This window comes from Caenimonas koreensis DSM 17982 (genome assembly GCF_009646335.1).
Taxonomy (GTDB): domain Bacteria; phylum Pseudomonadota; class Gammaproteobacteria; order Burkholderiales; family Burkholderiaceae_C; genus Ramlibacter; species Ramlibacter koreensis.
In genome coordinates this window covers 237,367-249,627 of record NZ_WJBU01000005.1, presented here as the reverse complement: position 1 = coordinate 249,627, position 12,261 = coordinate 237,367, and the positions used below count along the sequence as shown (strand labels likewise).

Annotated in this window: 11 protein-coding genes; 5 read left to right on the top strand and 6 right to left on the bottom strand. The window is 64.3% G+C overall.

The features are described 5' to 3' along the window. Positions 1-28 precede the first annotated feature (28 nt). Positions 29-457 carry a barstar family protein gene (locus GHT07_RS06510; RefSeq protein WP_153584246.1) on the top strand — a complete coding sequence of 143 codons (429 nt, stop codon included), beginning with the start codon at positions 29-31 and terminating at the stop codon, positions 455-457. A gap of 286 nt (positions 458-743) precedes the next feature. Here GHT07_RS06510 and rsmA read toward each other — a convergent pair whose 3' ends face one another. Genes rsmA through GHT07_RS06495 form a run of 3 tightly spaced genes read right to left on the bottom strand, consistent with a single transcriptional unit; the run spans position 744 to position 5,217 of the window. Further along, the gene (gene rsmA / locus GHT07_RS06505; RefSeq protein ID WP_323740822.1) at positions 744-1,535 is read right to left on the bottom strand and encodes a 16S rRNA (adenine(1518)-N(6)/adenine(1519)-N(6))-dimethyltransferase RsmA; all 792 of its coding nucleotides are present in this window, start codon (positions 1,533-1,535) and stop codon (positions 744-746) included. Next, positions 1,532-2,905 carry a peptidylprolyl isomerase gene (locus GHT07_RS06500; protein ID WP_153584245.1) on the bottom strand — a complete coding sequence of 458 codons (1,374 nt, stop codon included), beginning with the start codon at positions 2,903-2,905 and terminating at the stop codon, positions 1,532-1,534. Before GHT07_RS06500 ends, rsmA begins: the two co-directional genes overlap by 4 nt. An 8-nt stretch (positions 2,906-2,913) precedes the next feature. Then, a complete protein-coding gene (locus GHT07_RS06495; protein WP_153584320.1) occupies positions 2,914-5,217 on the bottom strand; it encodes an LPS-assembly protein LptD in 2,304 nt (767 codons plus the stop codon). Positions 5,218-5,362: 145 nt separating this feature from the next. On the opposite strand from GHT07_RS06495, the gene GHT07_RS06490 reads away from it, so the two are divergent. Genes GHT07_RS06490 through GHT07_RS06480 form a run of 3 tightly spaced genes read left to right on the top strand, consistent with a single transcriptional unit; the run spans position 5,363 to position 8,357 of the window. After that, complete coding sequence (locus tag GHT07_RS06490; RefSeq protein WP_153584244.1) at positions 5,363-6,463, top strand: aminoglycoside phosphotransferase family protein; 1,101 nt, start codon at positions 5,363-5,365, stop codon at positions 6,461-6,463. A gap of 8 nt (positions 6,464-6,471) precedes the next feature. Continuing rightward, positions 6,472-7,191: a 16S rRNA (uracil(1498)-N(3))-methyltransferase gene (locus GHT07_RS06485; protein WP_153584243.1), complete on the top strand. Its 720-nt coding sequence runs from the start codon at positions 6,472-6,474 to the stop codon at positions 7,189-7,191. After that, positions 7,188-8,357 carry an MFS transporter gene (locus GHT07_RS06480; protein WP_153584242.1) on the top strand — a complete coding sequence of 390 codons (1,170 nt, stop codon included), beginning with the start codon at positions 7,188-7,190 and terminating at the stop codon, positions 8,355-8,357. Before GHT07_RS06485 ends, GHT07_RS06480 begins: the two co-directional genes overlap by 4 nt. Here GHT07_RS06480 and GHT07_RS06475 read toward each other — a convergent pair. Continuing rightward, positions 8,329-9,183 carry an alpha/beta hydrolase gene (locus tag GHT07_RS06475; RefSeq protein WP_153584241.1) on the bottom strand — a complete coding sequence of 285 codons (855 nt, stop codon included), beginning with the start codon at positions 9,181-9,183 and terminating at the stop codon, positions 8,329-8,331. The two genes, GHT07_RS06480 and GHT07_RS06475, sit on opposite strands and share 29 nt — an antisense overlap. Positions 9,184-9,317: 134 nt before the next feature. Next, complete coding sequence (locus GHT07_RS06470) at positions 9,318-10,790, bottom strand: M20 family metallopeptidase (protein WP_153584240.1); 1,473 nt, start codon at positions 10,788-10,790, stop codon at positions 9,318-9,320. Between the two features lie 123 nt (positions 10,791-10,913). Between GHT07_RS06470 and GHT07_RS06465 the strand changes: the two genes are divergently transcribed. Then, positions 10,914-11,663: a DUF72 domain-containing protein gene (locus tag GHT07_RS06465; RefSeq protein ID WP_153584239.1), complete on the top strand. Its 750-nt coding sequence runs from the start codon at positions 10,914-10,916 to the stop codon at positions 11,661-11,663. On the opposite strand, the gene GHT07_RS06460 is transcribed toward GHT07_RS06465, so the two are convergent. After that, entirely contained in the window at positions 11,656-12,252 is a 597-nt protein-coding gene (locus GHT07_RS06460) for an IMPACT family protein (RefSeq protein WP_323740821.1), read from the bottom strand. The genes GHT07_RS06465 and GHT07_RS06460 overlap by 8 nt on opposite strands. Between the last annotated feature and the right edge of the window lie 9 nt (positions 12,253-12,261).

The window sequence follows — 12,261 nt, the reverse complement described above, 5'->3', positions numbered from 1 at the left end:
TTTTGTGACTACGGAAAGAGACACGGAGATGGAAACCCCACTTCGTCGAGAGACCCCCGAAGCGGCCCTCAAAGGCGTGCGGACCAACATCGTGCAGTCGATTCGCGCTTTCCGCGTGCAGACCCTGCAGGATGCGGCCCAGTCGCTGGGCCAGCACTTCCTCTACGCGAACCTGGCCAATGCCCAGAGCAAGCAGGACGTGCTGGACATGATTGCGCAGCAGTTCATGCTGCCGGCCCACTTCGGCAAGAACTTCGACGCGCTCTACGATTGCATGACCGACCCGGTGCACAAGTCGGGCCCGCAGCCCGGTTTCATCGTGGTGCTCGAGCAGATCCCGGCGAACGCCAAGTTCGACAAGGAAGCCCGCGAGCAGCTGCTCGACATCTTCCGCGACACCGCTGACTACTGGGGAGAGCGGAAGATACCGTTCAGGTGCTTCTATTCTTTTCTGTAGCCCGTTCTGCGCAAAACAGCCAAGCAGAACGGGCGAACGAGGCTTGCGGCACTGAAGTGCCCGCCCCCGTGGCAGCAACGACCGAGTCCGGCGAAAAGATGCCAACCGACAAGCTCGTCGACGTATCGCCCCTGGCGCTGCGAATGAGCAGCCCCTTCAACGCAGGGTATTGGTTGGCAGCCGCTTGATTTCAGGAACGCGCGGCGACTTGAAGTGGTTTCGCCAGAGTGAAAAAGCCGGGTTCGACCCGGCTTTTTCGTTGGTGCCTGCAGGCACTGGCTGCGCGTTACTGCACCTGCGCGGAATTGCCGGTTGTGCTGTGCACCAGTAACGCCAGATCAAGATATTCCTGTACCGACACTTCCTCGGCACGCCGCTGCACATCGAAATGGCCGTTGAATGCACGCGACTCCAACCACTTTCCCAACGTGTGACGCAGCAGCTTGCGGCGCTGGCTGAACGCCACCTGCACGATCTGCGACAGCAACTGTTCATCGACTGCCGCAGGTGCCGCGTGCGGCACCATGCGCACAACGGCGCTATCCACGCGCGGCGGCGGATCAAATGAGCCAGGCGGCACGAACAGCACATCTTCCATCTCGTAGCGCCACTGGAGCATGACGGAGAGCCGGCCGTAGTCGCCGGTCGAAGGGCGCGCGACCATTCGATCGATCACTTCCTTTTGCAGCATGAAGTGCTGGTCCTTGATCACGGGCGCGAAGGCCAGCAGATGAAACAGGATGGGCGTGGAGATGTTGTACGGCAAGTTGCCGACCACGCGCAGCTGCCGCGTCTGCAGCGTTTGCGCGAGCTGCTGGAAATCGACCTTCAGGACATCCGATTCGACAACCGCCAGTTGCGGATGGCTTCGAAGCCGCGCCGCAAGGTCACGGTCGAGTTCGATGACCGTGAGCTTGCCAAGGCGCTCCACCAGCGGCTGGGTCAGCGCTGCCAGGCCAGGGCCGATTTCGACCATGGCGTCGCCCGGCTTCGGGTCGATCTCCCGCACGATCGCATCGATGATCGCGACGTCGGCCAGGAAGTGCTGGCCAAACCGTTTGCGGGGAATGTGCTTCACTGCGGCGCGTCGCGCATCTCCACGAAAGCGCGGCCGCGCACCTCCTGCGTCCACTGCGCATAAGCCTCGTCCAGCTTCTTTTCGCGAAGGGCGCTGCGGACCATGTCGCGTTGCTCGCGTTGCGTCAAAGTGGCCTGGCGCCGCTCCATCAACTGCACCAGGTGCACACCGAAGCGCGAGATCAAGGGGCTGGAGATCTGCCCGGGCTTCAGCTGATTCAGCGCTTCTTCGAATTCGGGCACAAAAGAGCCAGGGCTGGTCCAGCCGAGTTCACCACCAGCGCGAGCGCTGGCGTCCTGCGAGAAGTCACGCGCCAGCTGTGCAAAGTCAGCCTGGCCAGCCTCGACCCGCTTCTTGAAATCGGCAAGCCGTGCGACCGCTTGCGCTTCGGTCAGCTGCGGCCCCGGGCGCAGCAATATATGGCGGGCGCGGCTTTGCTCGACGGTAGCACCCGGCAACGCGATGTTTCGCTTTTTCTCAACCACCTTCAGGATGTGGAAACCTGCCGTGGTGCGAATCGGGTCGGCAACGCCGCCTTCTGGCAGGGCCTGAACGGCCTGCAGGAAGATTGGCGGCAGTGAGTCAGCCGGCCTGCGCCCTGTGAGCCCGCCGCTCGTAGCCGCTCCTGATGCGTCGGAATTCTCGCGTGCGAGCTTGGCGTAGTCTTCGCCGGCCCGCGCACGCTGCATCACGCGCAGCGCCTTTTCGCGTGCGGTGGCCACCTGCGCGGGCGTCGCCGTTTCCGGCACGGCAACCAGGATGTGACCGAGATTGAGGTCGAATGCACTGATGTCGGTGCGCCCCTGCTGCTCGCGCAGGAACTGGTCCAGCTCCAGGTCGCTGATGCGGATGCGCGGCTCGACCTCGCGCTCGCGCAGGCGCGTGAGCAGCAGCTGGTTGCGCAAGTCTTCGCGGTAGCCGGCGACCGTCATGCCCTCGAGCACAATTTGTCGCCGCAGCTCGGTCACGTCCATCTGGTTGGAGCGCGCAATGTTCTGCTCTGCCTGGTCGATGGCCGACTCTTCAATGCGCAGGTTGTTTTCGCGGGCCAGCTGCAACTGGGCCTTCTCGGCAATCAGGCGCTCGAGCACTTGCTGCATGAACACAGGCCGCGGCGGTATTTCCTGGCCGGCTGCGGCCAGCTGCTGCTCGAAGCGCGCCATGCGCATGCGCACTTCGTTGTTGGTGATCGGCTCGGAATTGACGACCGCCACGATGTAATCGGCTGCGCGGGGACCCGCCGGGACAGCCCGGGCGGGGGCGGGGGCGGCGGCAAACGGCAGGCGCAAGCTCTGGGCTGCTGCGGGCGCGTGCAGCCCTGAGATCAGGGTGGCGCAGGCAAGCGCCAGAAGCGGGGCGCGGGAATTCATGGTGTTCATCACTCGTAGTTGCTGAAACGGCTGGGCGCGGTGACCTGCTCGCGCAGGAACTGGTAACGGGGGATATTCTCCTTCAGCGACTGCAAGGCGTTGGAGCCGAGCCGGCTGAAGCCAACAAACTCCAGCTGGAACAGCACGCGCTTGTTCGCTGACGTGGTGTTCGTGGACAGTCGCTCGAACACGATGCGGCCGAGCCAGCAACCTGCGTCGTATTCGAGCCCGATCACTGAATCGACCAGCCGCTTGTCCTTCAGGCTCCAGTTCAGGCGACCGACGCTGTACCAACGGCCCTCGCCTTCGCCGCGGCCGGCGCCCATGTTCACGCCCTTGTCGCCCCACAGGTCATTGAGCGGCCATTGCCAGCCGATGTCGATCTGCTCGCTGGAGCCGCGTTGCAGGCGGTAGGCCGCGCTGATGACGCGATAGTTGCCGGGGCTGTAGCGCCCGCCGATCGTCGAACGGATGGAGCGGCCCGTCTTCGGGTTGTATTGCACTGTCGCGTCGGTGCTCCACTGCGGCACCCAGTTGATGGTGGCGCCGAACAGCACATCGGACAGGCGCTCGCTGACCGCCGGCGTGCCGGGCAGCGTGACCTTCTGGTCTTCGAAACGCAGGCGCTGCGCAACGGAAAACCGAGCGGCCTCGGCACCCGTATCCGGGTCAAGCAGGCGCGTGCTCGCACCCAGCGTCAGCAGGTTGTTGTCGGCAATTCGGTCATTGCCGCCAAACGCGTTTTCGGTGTAGATCGTCGCGAAGTTGAAGTCGTTGTAGCCTGAGTCGTAGTTCGGCAGGAAGCTCTGGTCGCGAAACGGCGTGTAGACATAGAACGCGCGCGGCTCAAGCGTCTGGCGGAATTTGCGCCCGAAGTACTCGGCGTCGCGCTCGAAGATCAGGCCGCTGTCCAAGCTGAACGTCGGCACGGTGCGGCTGGCCGATGTCGCGCCATTGGCAAGCAGCGGCGCATCAAACCGGTATTGCGTGGTGTTGAGCTGCAGCTTGGGCGTGATGAACCATCCGGGCGCGATCCATGGACGGCTGAGCTGCGCCTGCACATAGGAGCGCTGCGCATTGGGCTGGTTATTCAGGACACGGTCCGACTGGAACTTGGTGTAGTCGGCGTCGACGGCCACTTCGAGACCACCCCAGAGGTTGGTCTTTGAATACTTGCCCAGGATCTGGGGAAGGCGGTCATAGGGTGGCGTGATCGGCGCGGTGACGTCTTGCAGCGTCTGCCACTTGAGCGCGCGAGCCATCACCGAAAAGTCGCCATAGCCCCACGACAGCACGCCATCGTTGGCCAGCAGGCGCTGCGTCAGCGAACTGCCGGAGCGCGAAAAATCACGCCAGTAGTCGTCATCGCTCACCCGGTTGAGGTTGAGGTTCACGCCGACGGGGCCGACTGGCGTGGAAAACGCGCCGTTGTGCAGCAGCGCGTAGCCCCACCGGTCGCGGTCGCGCAGCTTGTCGCTGGGCATGTAGTTCGCGCGCAGCTTGCCCTCGTAGTCTTTCTCGAGGTAGCGGAACTCGCCGCCGAAGTCGATACCGCGCTTGGACATCACCGCCGGGAAGAACGTTGCGTCGCGATTGGGCGCAATGTTCCAGTAGTACGGAATCGTGAGCTCGACACCATTGATGTTGTCCAGCCCGATGGTGGGTGGCAGCAGCCCCGACTTGCGCTTGTCGGACAAGGGAAAGCTAAGCGACGGCACTGGCAGAATCGGCACGCCCATGAACCGCAGGGACGCGTCGGTCGCCTGGCCGACTTCTTCCTCGTCGTCGATCTTGATGCTCGCGGCACTGATGATCCAGTCGGGCAGCCAGCTGGGGCCAGGCTTGCGCTGGCAGGTCGTGTAAGTGGCGTTACGGATGACAGCGCGCTTGTTGTCGATGAAGTCAACTCGCTCGGCGTCGCCGTAGGCGTCATTGCGAAGGAACCGGTAGCTCGGCGCGGTGAAAGAGCCTTCGAACGAGTCCACCTTGAGTTCGAGCTCGGGGCCTTCGAACACATCGCCCGCACGATTGATGCGCACGTTGCCCTTTGCTTTGGCCAGGTCTTCGGGCTGGCGATATTCCAGCTTGTCGGCGTGGATCACGGTGCTGCCACGCCGCAGCTGGGCCTGGCCCTCGATCACTGTCTCGATATCCGTCGTGCCACGCACCTTGTCGCCCGACAGGAAAGTGGGCAGCTGGCTGCGCTCTGCGGCGGGAATATCTTCACGCAGTGCTGGCGCGGGCTTGAGTGACAGGGCGGGCTCGTCCTGAGCACGGGCCGACGGTCCATGCAAAAGCGCGACCGCGACCATCGCGATCGGCGTCAGGGCGAAACGAGTGCGGCAAGCCTTGGAGTTCAAGTCGTGGTCTACGGCCAGGAAGGCGGCTCTTCAGTCGGCTGTGGAGTTCGGCCTGTCGCAAAGAGGCGGCAGGGGGCATTTGTAGAATGGATTATCCATGAGCGAACCTGTCCACGAACCTGTTGGCATGCCGGTGAATTCCGGCGAGCCATTGACCTGGCCCCTGCCTGCACGCGAAACCGCATTCCACGCCTGGCTCAACCGCATTGCGCCGACTCACCGCCTGGACACCACAAGCGTACGACTCGCATCAGCCGACGCCAGCTTCCGGCGCTACTTGCGCGTCAACGGCGGCGGCCAGACGTTCATCATCATGGACGCTCCCCCCGACAAGGAAGACTGCCGCCCCTTCGCCCATGTGGCGAAACTCATGCTCGATGCCGGGCTTTACGTGCCGCGCGTCCTCGAGTGGGACGAGGCGCTGGGCTTCCTGCTGCTCGACGACCTGGGCACGCAGACGATGATCGAGGTGCTCGACAGGCACAACGCACAGGCAAACCAGAGTCTGTACCTGCGTGCGACCGATGCCCTGGTTGACTGGCAACTCGCCTCCCGGCCCGGCATGCTGCCGCCATACGACGAGGCGCTGCTGTCGCGGGAGCTGGCCCTGTTTCCCGACTGGTACCTCGCGAAGCACCGGGGCCTGCAGCTCGAGCGTGCCGAGCGGGAAGTGCTGGACAACGCGTTCGCGCAAATCATCCGTAACAACCTGGCTGCCCCCAGCGTTTATGTGCATCGCGACTTCATGCCGCGCAACCTGATGATCCCCGCCGACGCATCGCAGCTGCGCCTGGGCGTGCTTGACTTCCAGGACGCGGTGTATGGCCCCATCACTTACGACATTGCCTGCCTGATGCGCGACGCATTCATCAGCTGGGATGAGGAGTTCGTTCTCGACATCACCGTACGTTACTGGCAGCGTGCGCTCAAGGCCGGCCTGCCCGTCGACCGCGACTTCGGCGAGTTCTATCGTGCGGTGGAATGGATGGGGCTGCAGCGGCACCTGAAGGTGGCGGGCATCTTCGCGCGCCTGACCCTGCGCGATGGCAAGCCGCGCTATCTGGCCGATGCGCCGCGCTTTATCGGCTACATCCGATCGACGTGTTCACGCTATCGCGAACTCACCGAGCTGCTGCGACTGATCGACAAGGTCGAAGGCATCGAAGCACAGTCCGCCTACTCATTCGGCCGCGTCTGAAGCACGGCATGCCGCGCTTTCATTGCCTTCACCCCCTGCGCGAAGGCGACCTGATCGACTTGCCCGACGGCGCGGCGCGCCATGTGCAGGTGCTCAGGCTCCAGCCGGGTGCAGCCATCACCCTCTTCGATGGCGAAGGCGGCGAGTACGACGCCGTCGTCGAGCGCATGGGCCGCAGCGACGTGCGCGTGCAGGTGGGTGCACACCATGCTATCGAGCGCGAGGCCCCGCGCGCCGTGCACCTGGCAGCCGGGATGCCGGCGAACGAGCGCATGGACTGGCTGGTCGAAAAGGCTACCGAGCTGGGTGTCGCGAGTATTCAGCCGCTGCTCACGCAGCGCACCGTGCTGCGCCTGGCGGGCGACAGGGCCGCGAAGAAGCAGGCGCACTGGCAGGCTATTGCCGTGGCAGCATGCGAGCAATGCGGGCGCAACCGTGTCCCGATCGTGCATCCGGTTGCCGAGTTCTCGCGCTGGGTCATCGCGCCTCGCGACTTGCCGGTCAATGTGGTGATGTCGCTGGCGCCTGGTAGTACACCCCTGGGGGCCCACGCGCGCGGCGCGGATGCCGTACTTGCGCTCTCAGGGCCTGAAGGCGGCCTGTCCGCAGCCGAGGAAAGCGAGGCACTTGCCAACGGCTTCGCAGCCATCACACTCGGGTCTCGCGTATTGCGCGCAGAGACCGCTTCGCTGGCCTTGCTCGCCGCGCTCACTGTGGAATTCCGATGAACCGCAACCTGTGGCTGCTGGCCATTTGCCAAGGCCTGTTTCTCACCAACAACGTCGTGTTCATTGCGATCAACGGCCTTGTGGGCCTGTCGCTCGCGCCGCTGGGCTGGATGGCGACGCTGCCAGTCATGGGCTATGTGGTCGGCGGCGCGCTTTCAACGAACATGGTGGCGCGCACGCAAGCGCGATGGGGTCGCAAGCGCTCCTTTCAGCTCGGGCTCGTCCTGGCGCTGGTGTCCACGCTCGTGTGCGCGTGGTCGGCCCTGAGTCACCAGTTCTGGCTGCTGTGCCTGTCCACCGTGGTGGCCGGCTACTACAACGCCAATGCCAGCCTGTATCGCTTCGCGGCCGCTGAGCTCGCGTCGCCGCAGGCGCGCGAAAAGGCAGTCTCACTTGTGATGGCAGGCGGCTTGCTCGGCGCGGTGATCGGCCCGAACCTCGCGGCACGCACACGCGACATATTGCCTGCGCCCTTTGCTGGCGCGTATCTCGCGCTTGCCCTCGTCGCGCTCGTTTCGCTGGCCCTCATTGCCTTCATCGAGTTTCCGCCGCCCGCCCCACGCAGCGTGACCGCATCGGGTCGCCCGTTGTCTGAAATCATGCGGCAGCCGGTCTTCATCGTTGCAGCGGGTGCGGGTGCGCTCGGCTTCGGCGTCATGAATTTGCTGATGGCCGCAACTCCCATTGCCATGCAGCAGTGTTCACTGCCGTTCTCTGACGCTGCGTTCGTGTTGCAGTGGCATGCCATCGGCATGTTCGCGCCGGGCTTTTTCACCGGCCATCTGATCAAGCGATTCGGGCCCTTGCCGGTGATGTTCACCGGCGTGCTGCTCAACCTGGGCTGTATCGTCGTCGCCCTGTCGGGTGTGGAGCTGCACCAGTTCACCATCGCCCTCTTCCTGTTGGGTGTCGGCTGGAATTTCCTGTTTACCGGTGCCACGACGCTGTCGCTCTCGGCGTATGGTCCGCAAGAAAAGGACAGGGCTCAGGGTGCGCTCAACTTCGCTGTCTTCGCGACCCTGGCTGTCAGCTCGCTCGCATCAGGCGTGCTGGTGACGACACAAGGCTGGACTTTGCTGAACTACGGCTCGCTGGCTCCCGTGGCCCTGACGGCTGCGGGCCTGGTGTGGCTGCACTTCAGAACCGCTCGTCCAGCCAGTGCTTGAGCGTGGCGAACACCTGCTCGTTGTCCGGCTCGTTGAAGATTTCGTGAAAGAGCTGGTCAAAGCAGCGCGTTGTCACCACGCCGGGCGGCGCGCGCTCGACAAATGCCCGGCTTCCAGCCGGGTTGACCAGTTTGTCCTGCCCTGCGTACATCAGCAGCGTGGGCACCTTCCACTCGCCAGCGCGCGCAATGACCTTCGGCCCGCCGGTCGCAATGAATTCGGCCAGCCGCGCAGAGATGCGCGCATGAACACGCGGATCGGCCTTGTACGCCTCGACCACTGAGCGATCGTGCGAAATGTAGTTGGCGTCCAGCCCATTGCCTACCGTGAGGTTCGGCGCGATACGCGGCAGCACCGAGACCAGAAACCTCTGGAAGCGCGAGAGGCCGGCATCGAAGACCGGCGATGAGAGCACCAGGGCATTGATCCTGGCCTGGGGGGAGGCAGCAAAACAGGCCGCCACGAGGCCCCCCATGCTGTGGCCCAGAACGATGATCGGCGTGCCATCTTCCATGCGCAGCCGCGTGCTGTCGATGACATCGGCCAGGTCGTCAACCAGGCGCGTATCGGTTGAAATGGCGCCGCGAACGCCACCCGATTCGCCGTGGCCGTAGTGGTCGTAGCCGCGTACGGCAAAGCCCCAGTCGTTCAGGCGGCGGGCTACGTGGTCATAGCGTCCTGCATGCTCGCCCAATCCGTGCACCAGCACGATCACGCCGCGCATCTTCACGCCTTCGGGCAAAGGCCAGTCCTGCATGGCGAGGTTGTCGCCATCGCTCGCGGTGAATGTGGAGAGCGTGGAATCGCTGGGTTCGGCGTTGCTCATAGCGGGCGATCATGGCCCGGCTTCGCCATGCCTGCAACGATGACCTTGACCAGCGGTACAGCTTGTCCGACCAGAGAATGCGAGCCTTTGAACGGCACCGCATTCCTGTGAAATCCTTGACAGGATTTGCGGGCTCAGGGCATTTTGGCGATCACTTCGGCCACTGCTGCCGTCAACTTCTTGGCGTACGGCACATGCAGGAACTCGTTGGGGCCGTGCGCATTGCTCTTGGGTCCCAGCACACCGCACACCATCATCTGCGCCTTGGGAAAACCCTGGCTCAACATGTTCATCAGCGGGATCGTGCCGCCCTGGCCAATGAACCCGCACGGAGCGCCGAAATGTGCCTGCGACGCAGCGTCGAGCGCACCCTGGAACCACGGCGCGGTGGAGGGCGCATTCCAGCCCGTGGCGCCTCCGCCGTTTTCGAACGTCACCTTCGCCTGATAGGGCGCGTTGTCTTCAAGGAGCGTCTTGAGCTCCTGCACGGCCTGGCCCGCATCCACCAGCGGCGGCAGCCGCAGCGACAGCTTGAACGCCGTGTAGGGCCGCAGCACATTGCCTGCGTCCTGCAGCGACGGAAAGCCTTCAGCGCCGGTGACAGAAAGGGTCGGGTTCCATGTGCGATTCAGGAGCGCCTGGACCGGGTCGGTGGTGGTCGGCAACGCGAAAGTCGTCGAGCCGCCGCAGTCGTAATGCGCCCACGGGAAGCGCTTGTAGACCTCTTCGCCGAGGATCGCGGCCGTTGCCCTGGCCTGCGCCATGCGCTCGCCCGGAATTTCGCAGTGAAAGCTCGCGGGCAGCAGGCGCCCGGTCTTGCTGTCTTCCAGCCTGTCCAGCACTTGCCGCATGATCCGGAAGCTCGACGGCACCAGGCCCGACGCGTCGCCCGAGTGCACGCCTTCGGTGAGGATCTCCACCTTCAGCGTGCCGCTCGCCATGCCGCGCAGCGACGTGGTGAGCCACAACTGGTCGTAGTTGCCCGCACCTGAATCCAGGCAGATCACCAGGCCCACGTCGCCCAGGCGCGTGCGCAATGCATCGACGTACGGCAGCAGGTCGAACGAGCCGGATTCCTCGCACGTCTCGACGAGGCCGACGATTCGCGGATGCGCCACCTTCTGCGCCTTCAGCGCCTGGATCGCGGCAATGCTCGCGTAGACCGCGTAGCCATCATCGGCGCCACCGCGGCCATAGAGCTTGCCGTCTTCGTATTTCGGGGTCCACGGCCCCAAGTCGTTGCGCCAGCCCGTGAACTCGGGCTGCTTGTCGAGGTGGCCGTACATCAGCACGGTTTCGCGGCTGTCTGTGCGCGTTGCATCCACTTCGAAAAAAAGTACCGGGGTGCGGCCTTCGAGGCGGACGACTTCCAGTTTCAGGCCTTCGACTTTTTGCGCTTCCACCCATGTGGCCGCGTTGCGCATGACGGTTTCAATATAGCCATGCGCGACCCAGTCTTTGTCGAAGCCAGGCGACTTTGCCGGGATGGCAATGTAGTCGGTGAGTTGCCGCACGATGTCGGTGTCCCACTTCTGGCTGATCTGGGCGAGCGCGGCGGCGGCGTCGAGCACGCAAGCGGGCATTTCGCGGTGGACAGGAGCGTTCATTTGTCGAATCCGTCAGGAGAGAAGCTGTCACTTTACGCGCAAGCCGCCTGCTCGCGCTAGAGTGCGCCTATTTCGCGAGTCACAAAGGGTGGGCGGTTGCAGATGAGTCTGACACATGCAGGGATGGCCTCGCGCATCCGCGCCGGGATCGGCGGCTGGACTTTCGAGCCCTGGCGCGACAACTTCTATCCCAAGGGTCTGCCGCACAGCAAGGAGCTGCACTACGCCAGCCGCCAGCTGACGGCGATCGAGGTGAACGGCACGTACTACAGCACCTTCAAACCCTCGACCTTTGCGAAGTGGCGCAATGAAGCGCCGGACGGATTTGTGTTCGCGCTCAAGGCCAATCGATTCGCGACCACGCGCAAAGTGCTGGCAACGGCAGGCGAATCCATCGAGCGGTTCGTCAACAGCGGCATTGCCGAACTCGGGGACAAGCTCGGCCCTGTCGTGTGGCAGTTCATGCCGACGAAGCGATTCGAGCGCGATGACTTCGAAGCCTTCCTGCAGTTGCTGCCGGCGGCGGCGCAGGGCATGAAGCTGCGCCATGTGCTGGACGTGCGCCATGAAAGTTTTCTCGATCCCGCTTTCCTGCCGCTCGCTCGCCGCTACGGATGCACAGCCGTGCACACTGACAGCGACAAGTTCCCCGCGATCACCGATACCGGCAGTGAGCTGGCGTACCTGCGCCTCATGCGCACAGCGGCCGGATGCCCCACGGGCTACGCGCCCACTGAGATCGGCAAGTGGGTCCAGGGTGCGCGGGCGTGGGCCGGCAAGGGTCCCACGCGGGAGGTATTTGCCTTTTTCATCAGCGGCGCCAAGGAACGAGCGCCGGCGGCCGCTGCCGAGTTCATCCGCCAGCTCAGCTGACGGGCAAGTGGCCCCAGCGTATGAGCCCGTGCGCGATTTCACCGAGCCGCACCCGCAGCGCGTCAGCGGCTCCTTCTTTTGCGCTGATGGCGAACTGCACCGTGTCTCCATGAGCCACACCCAGCAGTTGCGCGCCTGAGCTTTGCAGCTCGCGCCGCACGCCTCCTTCGAGCGCATACGGCACGTCGAATACCAGCTCGACCATCCTCTCCAGCGGCACCTTGCTGGCACCCAGCAACGCCTGCGCCACGGCGTCTGTGTACGCCCGCACCAGTCCGCCCGCGCCGAGTTTGACGCCGCCGTAGTAACGCACCACTGTGGCCAGCACGCCGTCGAGCTCCTGCCGCCGAAGCACCTCGAGCATCGGCCTGCCAGCCGTGCCGCCCGGCTCGCCGTCGTCGTTGGCAGCTGAGTGGCCGCCCGCCAGCAACGCCCAGCAAACGTGCGTTGCGGCCGGATGGTCGGCACGCAACTGAGCAACCAGCTGCAATGCCGCTGCCCGATCGCCGGCGGGCTGCACTGCGCCGATGAACCGGCTCTTCTTGATGGTGAGGTCGCTGTGAACGGCCTGTGCGAGTGTGAATGCCACGCCAACGCC

Coding starts and splice junctions, on each gene's coding strand:
- GHT07_RS06510 (WP_153584246.1), top strand. CDS start 29: ATGGAAACCCCACTTCGTCGAGAGACCCCCGAAGCGGCCCTCAAAGGC.
- GHT07_RS06500 (WP_153584245.1), bottom strand. CDS start 2,905: ATGAATTCCCGCGCCCCGCTTCTGGCGCTTGCCTGCGCCACCCTGATC.
- GHT07_RS06495 (WP_153584320.1), bottom strand. CDS start 5,217: ATGGTCGCGGTCGCGCTTTTGCATGGACCGTCGGCCCGTGCTCAGGAC.
- GHT07_RS06490 (WP_153584244.1), top strand. CDS start 5,363: ATGAGCGAACCTGTCCACGAACCTGTTGGCATGCCGGTGAATTCCGGC.
- GHT07_RS06485 (WP_153584243.1), top strand. CDS start 6,472: ATGCCGCGCTTTCATTGCCTTCACCCCCTGCGCGAAGGCGACCTGATC.
- GHT07_RS06480 (WP_153584242.1), top strand. CDS start 7,188: ATGAACCGCAACCTGTGGCTGCTGGCCATTTGCCAAGGCCTGTTTCTC.
- GHT07_RS06475 (WP_153584241.1), bottom strand. CDS start 9,183: ATGAGCAACGCCGAACCCAGCGATTCCACGCTCTCCACATTCACCGCG.
- GHT07_RS06470 (WP_153584240.1), bottom strand. CDS start 10,790: ATGAACGCTCCTGTCCACCGCGAAATGCCCGCTTGCGTGCTCGACGCC.
- GHT07_RS06465 (WP_153584239.1), top strand. CDS start 10,914: ATGGCCTCGCGCATCCGCGCCGGGATCGGCGGCTGGACTTTCGAGCCC.